General features: G+C 36.0%; 13 protein-coding genes and 1 tRNA gene. 6 read left to right on the top strand and 8 right to left on the bottom strand.

Annotation, left to right across the window (positions count from 1 at the left end; translation table 11 throughout):
- Window positions 1–90: 90 nt before the first annotated feature.
- Entirely contained in the window at window positions 91–420 is a 330-nt protein-coding gene (locus tag PZ898_RS17195; protein ID WP_034694620.1) for a hypothetical protein, read from the bottom strand.
- Window positions 421–603: 183 nt separating this feature from the next.
- Here PZ898_RS17195 and PZ898_RS17190 point away from each other — a divergent pair, with 183 nt between their 5' ends.
- Complete coding sequence (locus tag PZ898_RS17190) at window positions 604–1,785, top strand: hypothetical protein (protein ID WP_277693833.1); 1,182 nt, start codon at window positions 604–606, stop codon at window positions 1,783–1,785.
- Window positions 1,769–2,350 carry a hypothetical protein gene (locus PZ898_RS17185; protein ID WP_062673539.1) on the top strand — a complete coding sequence of 194 codons (582 nt, stop codon included), beginning with the start codon at window positions 1,769–1,771 and terminating at the stop codon, window positions 2,348–2,350. Before PZ898_RS17190 ends, PZ898_RS17185 begins: the two co-directional genes overlap by 17 nt.
- Here PZ898_RS17185 and PZ898_RS17180 read toward each other — a convergent pair.
- Genes PZ898_RS17180 through PZ898_RS17165 form a run of 4 tightly spaced genes read right to left on the bottom strand, consistent with a single transcriptional unit; the run spans window position 2,299 to window position 5,774 of the window.
- A complete protein-coding gene (locus PZ898_RS17180) occupies window positions 2,299–2,874 on the bottom strand; it encodes a 5-formyltetrahydrofolate cyclo-ligase (protein WP_123278524.1) in 576 nt (191 codons plus the stop codon). The two genes, PZ898_RS17185 and PZ898_RS17180, sit on opposite strands and share 52 nt — an antisense overlap.
- A gap of 5 nt (window positions 2,875–2,879) precedes the next feature.
- Window positions 2,880–3,110: a ferredoxin gene (locus PZ898_RS17175; protein WP_123278525.1), complete on the bottom strand. Its 231-nt coding sequence runs from the start codon at window positions 3,108–3,110 to the stop codon at window positions 2,880–2,882.
- Entirely contained in the window at window positions 3,110–4,354 is a 1,245-nt protein-coding gene (locus tag PZ898_RS17170) for a peptidase U32 family protein (RefSeq protein ID WP_123278526.1), read from the bottom strand. Before PZ898_RS17170 ends, PZ898_RS17175 begins: the two co-directional genes overlap by 1 nt.
- A 58-nt stretch (window positions 4,355–4,412) precedes the next feature.
- Window positions 4,413–5,774, bottom strand: a complete 1,362-nt coding sequence (locus tag PZ898_RS17165) for a rhodanese-related sulfurtransferase (RefSeq protein WP_120232570.1) — start codon at window positions 5,772–5,774, stop codon at window positions 4,413–4,415.
- A gap of 340 nt (window positions 5,775–6,114) precedes the next feature.
- Here PZ898_RS17165 and PZ898_RS17160 point away from each other — a divergent pair, with 340 nt between their 5' ends.
- Entirely contained in the window at window positions 6,115–7,641 is a 1,527-nt protein-coding gene (locus PZ898_RS17160) for a trypsin-like peptidase domain-containing protein (RefSeq protein WP_277693832.1), read from the top strand.
- 167 nt (window positions 7,642–7,808) lie between these two features.
- On the top strand, window positions 7,809–8,378 hold the full coding sequence (locus tag PZ898_RS17155) for a GNAT family N-acetyltransferase (protein ID WP_123278527.1): 570 nt from the start codon (window positions 7,809–7,811) through the stop codon (window positions 8,376–8,378).
- Window positions 8,379–8,443: 65 nt separating this feature from the next.
- Here PZ898_RS17155 and PZ898_RS17150 read toward each other — a convergent pair whose 3' ends face one another.
- The 3 genes from PZ898_RS17150 to PZ898_RS17140 all read right to left on the bottom strand — a co-directional run bounded on the left by PZ898_RS17150 (window position 8,444) and on the right by PZ898_RS17140 (window position 12,009).
- Window positions 8,444–8,899 (bottom strand): hypothetical protein, encoded by a 456-nt coding sequence (locus PZ898_RS17150; protein WP_062673523.1) that lies wholly within the window; start codon window positions 8,897–8,899, stop codon window positions 8,444–8,446.
- Window positions 8,899–9,279, bottom strand: coding sequence for a RidA family protein (locus PZ898_RS17145; RefSeq protein WP_277693831.1), 381 nt, complete (start codon window positions 9,277–9,279; stop codon window positions 8,899–8,901). Before PZ898_RS17145 ends, PZ898_RS17150 begins: the two co-directional genes overlap by 1 nt.
- A 144-nt stretch (window positions 9,280–9,423) precedes the next feature.
- On the bottom strand, window positions 9,424–12,009 hold the full coding sequence (locus PZ898_RS17140; RefSeq protein ID WP_062673519.1) for a putative LPS assembly protein LptD: 2,586 nt from the start codon (window positions 12,007–12,009) through the stop codon (window positions 9,424–9,426).
- Between the two features lie 53 nt (window positions 12,010–12,062).
- Here PZ898_RS17140 and PZ898_RS17135 point away from each other — a divergent pair, with 53 nt between their 5' ends.
- Together PZ898_RS17135 and PZ898_RS17130 are read left to right on the top strand one after the other, a co-directional pair.
- A complete protein-coding gene (locus PZ898_RS17135; protein WP_174525196.1) occupies window positions 12,063–13,349 on the top strand; it encodes an N-acetylmuramoyl-L-alanine amidase in 1,287 nt (428 codons plus the stop codon).
- A 60-nt stretch (window positions 13,350–13,409) separates the two neighbouring features.
- Window positions 13,410–13,484: transfer RNA gene (locus tag PZ898_RS17130), tRNA-Glu, on the top strand.
- The last annotated feature ends 260 nt before the right edge of the window (window positions 13,485–13,744 follow it).

The raw sequence follows: 13,744 nt of genomic DNA, 5'->3' as shown, positions 1-13,744 counted from the left end.
ATTGCTTCGCCTTTAGCTCGCAATGACTAAGCATAAAAAAACCGTTTCACTGGGTGAAACGGTTCTTTTATTGTTAAGCGTATGCTAGAATTATTTCTTAGCAGCATCTTTAGCAGCATCAGCAGCTCCTTTAGCAGCATCAGCAGCTCCTTTAGCAGCGTCAGCAGCACCTTTAGCAGCATCTTTAGCAACTTCAGCACCAGCAGCAGTAGTAGCAGCAGCAGCATCTTTAGTAGCTTCTACAGCAGTAGTTGCAGCAGAATCAACAACTTTAGCAGCTGAATCAGAAACTACAGCAGCAGAATCAGCTACAGTAGCAGCAGCAGAATCAGTTGTACCTTCAGTAGCAGTAGCTTCAGTTTTTTTACAAGCAACTAGAGAGATTGCAGCGATAGCAGCTACGAATAATGACTTTTTCATAATAAATTAAATTTAATTTTGTTAATATTGTTTTATAAAATTTTCTTCTGTTCTGTTATTTGAACAAGACAAAGGTAGAGCAGTTAGAAAATTTGTCTATGAAAAATAATTGTAATACCTTTGTAAAATAGTTTTACAAAAAAACATAGCTGATAATCAACAATTTAATTATTTTTTGAAAAATTGACAGATTTAGATCTATTACACTTTGAACAGCTAAAAAAGGATGTTCAGGGTCAATACTTAAAAGAATATACCCCTTCGCAGGATGACATATCCAAGTGGAAGGGTATAGATATTATATATTTTCAGGAAGACCTTCGAAAAAAAGCGAAAGGAAACATCAGTGAAAAGTCATTTTACACTTATTTTAAAACTTCACCGGTTACTAAACTACCAAGAATAGACATGCTCAATTTATTGAGCATTTATGCGGGTTACAACTCATGGTACGATTTCAAGAAACAGCATCTTTTTGCGGGTGAATTACTTCAGGAAAATGAAAATTTTGAAGACGAAGATCTCGAAGAAATTGAAAAAACAGTTTCTGAAGCTCCTGAACTTCCAAAAATTGAACTTCAACCTAAAAAAGTTGAAATCAGGCCCCCAGAAAATACTGATTTACAAAAATCGAATACTGAAAATCAACAAATTACACAAAACAAAACAATAACAAATGAGATAGAAATTTCAGATGTTCCGCCTAAGAAAAATTTCTTCAAAAAGAATGCCTGGGCACTTGTCACTTCAGTTTTGATTACGATTACCGGTCTTTTAGGTTTTAAAGATGTACTTTTTTCAAAAACTTATAAATATTGTTTCATTGATAAGGACAGAGGAGTTTCTGTGATCAATACTTTAGAAATAATGGTAGTGAAGGAAAATGAATCTCCGTTGATGTATAAAATAAAACCAGGCGAATGTTTTTATTATTCTACCAAGGATAAAAATTTAAAAATGCGAATCAGTGCTCCTTTCTATGAGCCTCTGGAAGTGAACAGAAATCTTGAAAATGCCCCTGAAGAAGAAAAAATAGAACTAAAGCCGGATGATTATAAGATGGCTGTCTATTATTTCTCTATCAAAGATATCAAAGGAGGGAATCCTGACGAACAGGTTGCACTCATTAAGCAGAAGAGAAACCAGCTGGAAAACCTAATCAGCACAAATGCCGTGATCTACCAGGTATATGATAATGATACTTATGGCATTGAAAGACTGGATAAGCAGAAGTATATCACGCTGGTAACGACTCCAACGACCTCTCTGAAAAACCTGAATGTAATAGAAATGAAAAAGGATACCAAAGGTAAAATTGTATCCATCAAATTTAAAATTGCTACCACAGATGAAAAGAATAAGTAATTTTTTAATTTTCACCGTGCTTCTGACTTTATTTATTGCATGTAATAATAAAACATCAGAGGTGAGCGACCTCGATAAACTACGAAACAGCAACAATGAAAAAAGCTATCCTGCCGTACAGATGGATAGTATGCAGGCGATTAATTCCATCACCAAGCAGAAAGTTCAGGAGCTTCTTGATCTGTCTACCTTATATCTCAGCGGAAACAGAAATACAGAAATAGATACCGTGATTTATTCACAAATGGAAAGCTATTTCCACAAACCGGATTCTCTGACGTTTAAAAGGCTGCTGAAAGAACTGGACAGCATGAAAGCAAAAACAGCTAAAGTGAGTAACCTGAATGTCTATAAAGAATTTTATAAAAAAGATACATTAGACTACGCCAAGTTCAATGTGGAATACTTTGATAATAAAAATAAGTCTTTAGGGAGCTTTGAAAAGAATGCACAGTATATTCTGCTTTCAACTTCCAAACTTAAAAAAGAATTTAAATTTTACTTTTTAGATTTTTATTCCAAACCGCTTAAGAAAGACAGCACTTCAGTAGCAGTAACCAAATAGTCCAGGGGAATATCGTTTTCCCAGACATCATCCACATATTCATCGGGGTTAAAGTAATTGACTCCGATTTTTTTTGCCTCGGGAGAAATACTTTGAAACAACCCGTCATAAAAACCTTTACCGTAGCCTACTCTATTCCCTTTTTTGTCGCAATACAACAAAGGCGTAATCACATAATGAAAGTATTTTTCGCCGGAATCTTCATTGGAAACAGGTTCTGAGATCCCCCAATTGTTGGTTTCAAAAACAGTATCTTCAGAGATCTCAATATTAATAAGCTTATCTCCAACAATCTTAGGCACATAAACACGGATGTTGTGCGCTAAAAAATATTGAATGAAGATTTGGGTATCAATTTCCTTTCTTGCCGGAATCGGGATAAAAACATGGATCTTATTTTCTTCTTTTGGCTTAAAATATTGAATGAAATTTTCAAAAATCTTCTCCGATAACAAGAAAGCCTCATCGGCAGACAAGGCTTTTCTTTTTTGAGTGTATTTTTTTCTAAGCTCAGCTTTTAGCATAATGATTAAGTAATTCTTACAGAAATAATTTTCACAGGACAGGCATTTGCTGCCTTCTCCAAATGTTCAAACGCTTCGTGATTGGCTGTTTTTAAAGTATAGAAGCCTTTTTTATCAATCGTCTTAAGCAATACTGATTTACCATCTTTTTTAGACATTCTAAAATATTCCGGAGCGAATTCAACACAGTAATTACAACCAATACATTTATCTCTCTGAAGTGTAGCAATGACCATTACGCTTTAACAATTTTATATAATTTGTCACTTGGCCGTACACGGAACTTCGTAGGGAAAGTAATCACATCAGACTTTGTTGCCTTGTCTGCTCCTGTCTTCTGATCAACGATCATACTTTCAATGACCATTTCCTGTGATCCTGTAGTGGGTCCCTGTATAAGGACACTGTCTCCTACAGAAATATCATAGGCCTCAACCACAAATTCTGCGATATTGGATTTCGGATAGAAATGCCTTCCTTTTCCAATATAGACTTTCTTTTGTGTTGCACTGGAACCGGAGTTTGAAGACCAGTCACCCAGCTCCTGGCCAAGATAATATCCACTCCAGAAGCCTCTGTTGTATACGGTCTCCAGAAGTTTCATCCATTCATCCACTTTTTCCTGAGAAAACGTTCCTTCGGCAATACTGTCAATTGCTTCTCTATAACATTTTGTAACTGTTGCTACATATTCAGGAGCCCTTCCTCTTCCTTCTATCTTCAAGACTTTCACACCGGCATCCACAATCTGATTCAGGAAACCAATCGTACAAAGGTCTTTGGGAGACATCATATATTCGTTATCAAGTTCAATTTCAAAACCTGACTCCTGATCAATCACAGTATATTTTTTCCGGCAGTTCTGTTTACAGGCCCCTCTGTTTGCTGAAGAATTATGGGAATGCAGGCTCAGATAACATTTCCCGGATACTGCCATACATAAGGCACCATGCCCGAAAATCTCCACTTCAACAAGATGACCGGAAGGTCCTTTTACCTGATCTTTTTCAATCTGAGTACAGATTTTTTTGATCTGGCTGATACTTAATTCACGGCTCATTACCATGGTATCAGCAAAAAGAGCATAGAATTTTACGGTTTCAATATTGGTTATATTAATCTGGGTGGAAATATGCACCTCCATACCAATTTGCCTTGCATAAGAAATTACAGCCTGGTCCATTGCAATCACTGCTGTAAGACCGGCCTCCTTCGCTTTATCTAAAAGTGTTCTGACGATAGAAAGATCATGATCATAGATGATGGTGTTAAGGGTCAGATACGTTCTTACTCCTTTTTCAGCACATCTTCTGGCGATTTCCGGCAGATCATTAATGGTGAAGTTCATTGTTGCTCTTGCACGCATGTTGAGTTGTTCAACACCAAAATAGACAGAATCTGCACCGTTATCTATAGCTGCCTGAAGTGATATGAAATCTCCTGCAGGAGACATCAGTTCTATTTTTCCGCTTTTTGTCATTTCAAGTCTGGAATTATTAAGTTGTTAAAACAGAAATAATTGTATTGACAGCTATGAATTATGCATTTTGCACAATTCTGTACAATTTATCAGACAAACGAACTCTGAATGGCAGCGCAAAAGTAATCTGATCTCCAATGTTTGCCGTTTCACAAGGCCCTCCGTTAGCATAGATTTCAGTAATGGTGACTTCCTGCTCTCCCGTTGTAGGACCTGAGATCAATACTTTATCACCCACTGATAAATCCTTATGTTCAATTAAAAACTGTGCAATCTTTGATTTTGAGTAGTAATGTTCTGCCTTTCCAATCAATTCTTTTTTAACAGCAATCTTCTGACGGATATTTTTTGTCTCAGCTTTTGCTAAAGGCTTATCAGTTAAATCTCCTGAGTTTTTAAATTTCAGGGCATCTGATTTTCCTTTTCTGAATACTTTATTTCCAACCTGTAATCCCTTTCTCAGTTTCACCTGTTCATCCCACGGCAAATGAATGGTCTCCAGACATTCCGTAGAACAGCAGTTTTCCATCGCAGCTTTACAGTCGTCGCATTGGATAAACAACAAATGACAGGCATCATTGGCACAATTGGTATGATTATCACAAGGTTTTCCACACTGGTGGCATTGTGCAATAATATCATCTGTAATTCTCTCCCCTAGTCGGTGGTCAAATACAAAGTTTTTACCAATGAATTTACTTTTTATTCCTTCTTCTTTGATCTGGCGTGTATATTCAATGATACCTCCTTCCAATTGATAAACATTTTTGAAACCCTGGTGTTTGAAGTACGCACTGGCTTTTTCACAACGGATTCCTCCAGTACAGTACATCAACAGGTTTTTATCTTCTTTAAAATCCTGTAGCTGTTCATTGATGATGGGTAAACTTTCTCTGAAATTTTCCACATCCGGAGTAATGGCACCTTCAAAATGCCCTACTTCACTTTCGTAGTGATTTCTGAAATCTACAACAATGGTATTGGGATCTTCCAGCATATTATTGAATTCCTGAGCTTTTAAGTGAATTCCTTTATTGGTCACATCAAAAGTTTCGTCATTCAAACCGTCAGCAACAATTTTGTTTCTGACTTTTATGGTTAATTTTAAAAATGAGTAATTGTCCTGGTCTACCGCTACATTCAAACGGATTCCTTTCATGAAGTCATAAACTTCCAGCGTATCACGAAAAGCCTCAAACTGATCTGCAGGAACACTCATCTGAGCATTAATTCCTTCTGTAGCAACATAAATACGGCCAAGAGCATCAAGGGCATTCCAGGCTATAAATAGTTCGTCGCGAAATTTTTTGGGGTCTTCGATTTTGGCATACGCATAGAAAGACAAGGTAAGACGGTCTTTACCGGCTTCATCAATAAGTTGAGCTCTTTCTTCTGCGCTTAAGGTGTTATACAGTTGCATGCTATAAACGTTTTAAGTGAGAATAAAAATTTTTGCAAAGATAATCATTTTAGAATTAAGTATATTTATGACACCAATCACGAACAATAATCAGTAACCTGCCAGCAATGAAAATCAGATCACTATGTATGATAAGTCTGCCATATTTTCTTTAATTTTTTTTTAAGTTTTGTTAACTGTGACATTAACAATTATGACATAAGGCACAAAATCATATAATAGCCGTTAAATTTTAGTTAAAATTGAAACATAGCATACTAATTGCTTACTTATTTAACATTAAATTTGTTTACTCAAAAACATAAAAAGAAAATTAATTAATAAACAAGAAAGATATACAATGAAGAGTACTTTAAAAAAACTATTACCATTTGCAGTAGTTGGAGTCCTTTCCGGAGCTACTACCGTTGGAGCTTTACAATATTTCGGACACGGCTCCAACAATGGAGATCAATCTTATTTCACAACAGCAGCACCCAATACTTCATTCGCAGGAATGAATACGGGAGCAGTAGGTGATGATTTTGTAAAGGCGGCTAAAACAACCGTTCCCGCTGTAGTAACTATTAAAAATTATCAAAGCAGAACATCAAGCAGAGCTTCAGAGCAGGATTTGTTTGACTTTTTCTTCGGAGATCCTTTCGGTGGAAGAGGCCAGCAGAGACAAAAGCAGCAGGTTCCTGATAATATGCCATCGGGAATGGGTTCAGGGGTAATCATCTCTCCGGACGGTTATATCATTTCCAACAACCACGTGGTAGCAGGTGCTAATAAGCTGGAAGTCGTACTAAGCAACAAGAAATCATATATCGCAACATTGGTAGGAACAGACCCTAATACAGATATCTCTTTATTAAAGATTGAAGAAAAAGGGCTTCCTTATCTGAATTTTGCGAATTCTGACAATATTGATGTAGGACAATGGGTTCTTGCAGTAGGAAATCCATTAGGATTAAACTCTACGGTAACAGCAGGTATTGTTTCTGCTAAAGGAAGAGGTATCGGAATCCTGGGAAGCCAGGGAAAAGCTGCTAATCCTATTGAAAGCTTCATCCAGACGGATGCTGCTATTAACCCGGGTAACTCAGGAGGTGCTTTGGTAAATACCAATGGAGAACTGATCGGGATCAATTCTGCGATTCAGTCTACCACAGGATATTACCAGGGATACGGATTTGCTGTTCCTTCTAACCTGGCGAGAAAAATTGTTGAGGATATCAAGAAATTCGGAATTGTACAGAGAGGATTCCTTGGAGTTCAGTCTTTAGATCTTTCAAATGATCAGTTAGTAGCATCTTACAACAAGCAGTTTAAAACAAATCTGAAAGTAGGTTCAGGAATTTATGTTACAGGATTTGGTGAAAACAGCGGTGCTGAAGATGCAGGATTGAAAAAAGGAGATGTAATCACTAAAGTAGACAACTACGACATCACAGATTTTGCCGATCTTTCCATGTCTATCGGAAGCAAACGTCCTGGTGATAAAGTTCAGGTAACGTATTCAAGAAATGGTAAAGAAGGCACTACTACTGTCACACTGAGAGACCAAAAAGGAGGTACTTCTACCAGAACAAAAGCAGATCTTACCGTAACTGAAAAAATCGGAGCTGAATTTGCCCCTCTTACAGAGCGTTTCAAAACAGAATACGGACTGAACAGTGGTGTAGTAGCTAAAAACGTTTCTGAGGGCAGTGAAATGGCTAAAATCGGAATCGTAGATAACTACATCATCATTGAAGTCAATGGTAAACCGGTCAATTCACAGAAAGATGTAGAAAAGATCCTTGAGAAATATCAGGGGAATGTACAGGTGAAATTCGTGGATGATTACGGAAGAATTTATACCAAAGGATTCAAAATGCCTTAATTGAATTTCTTTGATTTCACATTAAAAATTTAACCATTCTTGCTTAAGAATGGTTTTTTTATGAAAAAAAATAAGTTAACTAAGACCAATGCAGAAACTAACACAAACCATATAAAACTCTGATTAACACACTTCTATTTTTTATATATTTGAAAAAACAAAAATGCATGAAAAAAGCTACCTATGAGGATAGAGAAAAAGTCGTTACTATTTTATGCCAGGCTTTCATAAATGTTCTTATTCCTAATTCTATCAATTTTGTCATAAAGAATTCTGGCAACAGATATAAGAGATTGAAAGCATTAATGGAATTTCAATTTGATTTATCAATGCTAAATGGAAGTATATTTCTCAGCGACGATCAAAAAGCGTGCGTTTTATACTTAGACAAATTCCAAATCAGTTTAAAAAAAATCTGGCTTGAAATAAAATTGCTGTTCAATTGTATTGGAATTGAAAATATCTTTAAAGTTTTACAACGAGAAAAACTCTTAGCAAAATTTCATCCGGAAGAAAAATTTGTTCATTTATGGTTAATGGCTGTAGTTCCTGGTGAACAGGGAAAAGGAATTGGAACAAAACTTTTAAAAGAATCTATGAGTAAATATGAGAACGAACTCATATATGTTGAAACAACAACATTAGAAAACAGAACCTTCTATCAACAAAATGGATTTACCATTTTCCATGAAACCTTTGAGCTGGATTATCCCCTTTATTTTTTGAAATATGTTTAATATGGAAATCTACTAACTCTTTTCAACAAAAAACGCTGCAGAATCTGCAGCGTTTTTTTTATTATTTATTTAGACTTATTCATTTTGTCAGCGATACTTTTCTTTTTATTTCTTTCATAGATCACTTCTACAATCTTCCCTCCAATCCAGGAAAACGGAAAGAACGTAAGAAAAATGGAGATCTTATAAAACGTAGGATGATAGGGAAAAATAATAACATCCAACATGGCAATAAAAAGCATAATAAAGCCAATCAGAATAGCATAGGCTACTTTAGCATATTTAACAATGATAGCGGTTGCCACTCCCCCGATTGTAGTCCCTAATCCGGAAATAAACAAAAGGAAGCCGAAAAACGCCTTATCATCTTTCATGCTGAAAAGAAACCTTTGCCAATGCTCAAACGGAGCAAAAGCCTCAAAAGTTACCCATTGCGGAAAAGCCCTTATACCAAGAGTAATAATAAGTCCTGTAATACCAAGACCTATCAGAACCGCAATTGTATTTCTTATAAAGTTCATTAATCCTGATGTGCAATCATAGAAATTTCGATATCCACATTTTTAGGCAAACATGAAACCTGTACTGTTTCACGAGCTGGATAGCTTTCTGAATCTAAGTAAGATGCATAGATATCATTCATTACAGCAAAATCATCCATACTCTTAAGGAAGATGGTAGCTTTTACAACATTTTTGAAAGTCATGCCGGCTTCAGTAAGAATCGCTTCAAGGTTTTTCATTACCTGGTGCGTTTCCTTTTCAATACCTTCTACCAATTTACCAGTTACAGGATCTACAGGAATCTGTCCGGAGATATACAAAACTCCGTTGGCCATATTAGCTTGTGAATAAGGTCCGATAGCTGCAGGTGCATTAACTGTGTTGATTATTTGTTTCATAGCGGATATTTATTTTTTTCTATGGTTATATGCAATCACAATCTGCAATATTCGTTGGTATTTGAATTCTGCCAACAGTGATTTTCATTAGAATTTATTTTGCTTGCAAATATAAAATTTATATTGTCAAATGCCAATCTGATATTAGAAAGGTGCATTAGGCTGGGTAAAGCTTCTGTCTTTGTACTTCAATGCATCACTTAAAATATTGGCTTTGATACCGATAAAGAAGTCATACACTTTATACTGACCAAACGGAACCCAGTTGAAATTGATGGTAAAACTTCGCTGATCTCTTGAAAAACCAATTCTTGTATATGCCAATTCTTTAGTCACCATGTCATAATGCGTACTTCCGTTGATATTCCAGTAAGGAGTTAGTTTGATACTTCCATCCAAACCTAGTGATGCAATTTTATTACCAAACCTGCTCAAGCCTTTAGAGTACGCATAATTGGCACTGATATTTAAAGTCCATGCCTGATCAAAATGAGCATAATGATCATCATCAAAATAGTAATTTTCATTTCGGACTTCTCCCTTCGAGGAATACTTTTTAGCATAATCTGTTTTTTCTCCAAAGATCTCGCTGCTTAAAGGATAAGATAACTGAACGTTGAACCCCTGTACACTGAAGTGTCCGAACTGCTCTGTTCTAATTCCTGTATCCTGTCCTGGTAAGAACTCAATTTTATAAGGTTCCAGTGCAAGGCTGGTATTTACTGTCAGTTTATTATTGAAAAATGAAGATTGTCCGTTGATTGAAAATACAGACCAGGGATGATCTTTAGCGGCAAAGTTGTAGCTTCCTGCAAGGTTTAAAGATTCAAAAATTTTGATTTTCTTTACCCCTGTAGAATCACTCTTAGACTTTACTTTCATCTCAATATTGTTACCAATATTGAAACCTAAAGCTCCCTGCATTCCACTTGACGGGCTTCCGATAATTCCTTTTTCAAAAATAGAATATGGCGTCAACGCTCCGTTTGCATTATAATAGTTTCTGTAATATCCGAAGTTAGGACTTGAAAAGTCTGGTGAATAAGTAAAGCTCAAACTTGGAGTCATCATATGTCTCACCGCTTCTACCGTAGATCCTTTTTTGAATTTCATCATTCCGAAAAGTGTGGTCTGAAGACTGGCAGAAGTAGAGAAAGTAGAGTATCCTGTAAAGTTTTTATTGATTTCATCAACCGTTACATTTTTTACCGGATCATAATATCTGTTCAACGTTTTTGTTGTCAAAGCATTGTCGATATTGGCACTTAAACTGAAAGTGAAATATTTTGCCAATGTTGTATTGGTTGCTAATGCGATATTGTTTTTAAGTCCTGTCTGCATTTTATCCCACATTTCTTTTTTAAACAACTCATTCTCTTGAGTGTTTACGAAATTGGTAAGGTTGAAGCCGGTATTTACCGTAATATTTTCAAGAAGCCCTTGTCTGATTCCTGTTTTTGATTTAAATAAATAGAACTGATTGATGGCTACGTTCATCTGTGGAAGACGAAGATCTGCCAATCCTGTGGCAAAGTTCTGGGAATAGGAAGCCGTTCCTGTAATAGTCATCGGAAGTTTCAGGAATCTTTTGGTAAGGGTTACCGTAGAGTTCTGCTGGGTATTCAATACATTCTGGTTGAAAATGTAATTGTTATTCAACGGGTTATTATAGAACTTGGTACTTACAATATCTACAGAAGCACTGAATGTAAGGAAAGGGTTGGCTTTAGAATCCTGCGAGTGTGTCCAGTTGATTCTGTAGGTACTGTTTTTAGTATAATCATCCAACCCTTTAATCCCTCTTACCATGGTACCAATATCTGCAGTAAAGTTTCCTGAGTAACGGTATTTTTTCTGGTAATTCACCTGAGGGCGTAAGTTCCAGCTTCCTTTTGTATAAATATCTGCTAAAACTTTAAGGTCGAAGTGCTCTCCAATGGGTTGGTAATATCCTATCCCGTTCAGGAAGAAACCTACATCTTCCCTTTCCCCGAAACTCGGGATCAGAATACCTGCAGCTCTTTTATCTGAAAACGGTAAAATAGCAAACGGAAGGTAAAGTGGTGTAGGCACCTGCTCAATAAACATCTGAATAGGACCCGTAACGATCTGGGATTTTGTTTTGGTTTTAATCAGCTTAATATTATAAGCTCTCATAAAATAATCCGCTGCCGTATCTTTTTTCTTGATAAAATAATCATCCGTTGTATAATCTGCTTTTCTCATTGCAAATACGGAATCATTATATTTTTTAGTCTTCTGAGCTATAATTACGCCTTCACTTTCTTCTGTTCTTGCATTGAAGGCAATGGCCTGTTTTGTTTTTGTATTATAGCTAAATTCGTTGGTTTCGTATTTTTTCCCGGCCTGCGTCGTAATTACAGGTTCTACAATTTTCCCTAAAGAATCCTGTTTTCCTCGCGCATAGATCAGATTTTTGTTATCATCAATAGAGATATAATCTGCATCAATCTGCATATCCTGATATTTTACCTGAGCATTTTTGTTCAGGAATGTCATCTTTTTAGGGACATCTCTTCTCTGATCATCTGCTTTTGTACGAAGAACATCATTTAAAGGTTCTTTTTTTACAACTATGGTATCCTTTTTGGAAATAGTATCATTAACCGCATTTTTAGGCAATTTTTCAGGAGTTTTCTGTGCTAAAAAATTGTTAAAAATTAGGATAATTAAAATTTGTAATATATTTTTGAAGACGGTTTTGGCCAATTTTATACTATATAATTAAGGCCCAAAATTAATATAATTTTTATAACTGTAAGATGCACAAACAAAATTTTAAAATAATTTTATCATTTCTCCTTATCCTAACCAGCAACTTTATTTTCTCTCAAAAGAAGTTTACTATCGTTCTGGATGCGGGACACGGAGGAAGTGATCATGGAGCCAACAGGACCTATTCCGACATTGGAAGAGTCGCAGAAAAAGACATTACACTTGCCATTACCTTAAAAGTAGGTGCCATGTTAGAGAAAAACAGAGATTTCAAAGTAATATATACCCGTAAAATTGACGAATACCCTTCTCTGTCTGACAGAACCAATCTGGCTAACAGGAGCAAAGCAGATCTTTTTGTATCCATTCACTGTAATTCTTCCCAAAGACCTACCGCCTACGGTACCGAAACCTATGTACAGGGACCTAACCAGAATAACGAAAATCTTGAAGTAGCCAAAAGAGAAAATGACGTGATCTTCCTGGATGAAAAAGATAAGCAGATCTTTGGTTCCTATAATCCGGACTCACCGGAGTCATTAATTGCTCTGAAACTTCAGCAAAGTAAATATCTCGAATCAAGTCTTCTTTTGGGAGGATTGGTAGAAGATAATTTTGTGAATAAAGATAAAAGATCATCAAGAGGTGTATTTCAGAAAAACCTTCACGTTCTCCGTATGAATGCCATGCCATCTGTACTGATAGAAACAGGGTTCATCAATCATCCTGAGGAAAGCCACTACATCGCCTCAGACAAGGGACAGACTGAAATTGCAGAAAGTATCTACAATGCTATTATTGATTATAAAAAGGCGATTGACAGAAAATCCGGCGGTTCTATTGCAACAAGAAAGCCAGAGCCAGAAAAACCTGCAGAGGTTCCTTTGAAAAATGATTTCAGAATTCTATTAATGAGTTCTCCTACGAAATACAATGAAAATGATCCTGCCCTGAAAGGCCTGAACTATATTCTTACGCTTAAAGAAAACGGGCAGTACAAATATTACTATGCTGTAACCAATATGGCTTCGGTAAAAGATATTAATCTTAAAACAGCGAAAGATGCAGGTTTCAGAAATGCATTTGCTGTAGGATTTATGCCGAATCAGAGAATCAGCATGGGATATTATACTATCGAAGTATATGCAGGTGATAAACTGAATGGTAATTCTTATATCCTTCAGAATTTAAAAGATGTGGAACGAAATAAGGACAATGGTGTATTTTACTACACCTACGGAAAAGTATACACATTGGAAGATGCTGTAAAACTTCAAAAGGAACTTGAAGCTAAAGGTATCAAAAATACCGTGATACAAAAGGTCTACAAATAAATCAAAAAAAATAATTTTGAAGTTTAAAAGTTAATTCCTACTTTTGCAACCTCAAAATTTGGCCTATTCGTCTAGTGGTCAGGACTCAAGATTTTCATTCTTGCAACAGGGGTTCGATTCCCCTATAGGCTACCAAACTACATCACTCAATCCCTGATCAATGCAATGTTCAGGGATTTTTTTATTCCAAAATTCAACGGAATCTCCACGAATTTTAAAAGGACTCTTGTACCCACTTTGTACAGGGCGAATTCCATAATCTTTCTTCATCTCTTTCAAAGATTCTTTAGGGTAATAGTTTCATTTTTTTCCAATATCCACAAAGTCAAACTTTGATGGTCCCATATTACATTTCTGATTTCAAAAACCATTTTGAGCAAATAAAACTCAATCTC

It is taken from the genome of Chryseobacterium sp. WX (genome assembly GCF_029542485.1).
GTDB lineage: Bacteria > Bacteroidota > Bacteroidia > Flavobacteriales > Weeksellaceae > Chryseobacterium > Chryseobacterium cucumeris.
This window is presented reverse-complemented; position numbering and strand designations above follow the sequence as displayed.

Bases quoted from the DNA above. Each gene is read 5' to 3' on its own strand.
- PZ898_RS17175 (WP_123278525.1), bottom strand. From the start codon at position 3,110: ATGGTCATTGCTACACTTCAGAGAGATAAATGTATTGGTTGTAATTAC.
- PZ898_RS17160 (WP_277693832.1), top strand. From the start codon at position 6,115: ATGAAGAGTACTTTAAAAAAACTATTACCATTTGCAGTAGTTGGAGTC.
- PZ898_RS17180 (WP_123278524.1), bottom strand. From the start codon at position 2,874: ATGCTAAAAGCTGAGCTTAGAAAAAAATACACTCAAAAAAGAAAAGCC.
- PZ898_RS17145 (WP_277693831.1), bottom strand. From the start codon at position 9,279: ATGAAACAAATAATCAACACAGTTAATGCACCTGCAGCTATCGGACCT.
- PZ898_RS17155 (WP_123278527.1), top strand. From the start codon at position 7,809: ATGAAAAAAGCTACCTATGAGGATAGAGAAAAAGTCGTTACTATTTTA.
- PZ898_RS17185 (WP_062673539.1), top strand. From the start codon at position 1,769: ATGAAAAGAATAAGTAATTTTTTAATTTTCACCGTGCTTCTGACTTTA.
- PZ898_RS17165 (WP_120232570.1), bottom strand. From the start codon at position 5,774: ATGCAACTGTATAACACCTTAAGCGCAGAAGAAAGAGCTCAACTTATT.
- PZ898_RS17195 (WP_034694620.1), bottom strand. From the start codon at position 420: ATGAAAAAGTCATTATTCGTAGCTGCTATCGCTGCAATCTCTCTAGTT.
- PZ898_RS17150 (WP_062673523.1), bottom strand. From the start codon at position 8,899: ATGAACTTTATAAGAAATACAATTGCGGTTCTGATAGGTCTTGGTATT.
- PZ898_RS17170 (WP_123278526.1), bottom strand. From the start codon at position 4,354: ATGACAAAAAGCGGAAAAATAGAACTGATGTCTCCTGCAGGAGATTTC.
- PZ898_RS17135 (WP_174525196.1), top strand. From the start codon at position 12,063: ATGCACAAACAAAATTTTAAAATAATTTTATCATTTCTCCTTATCCTA.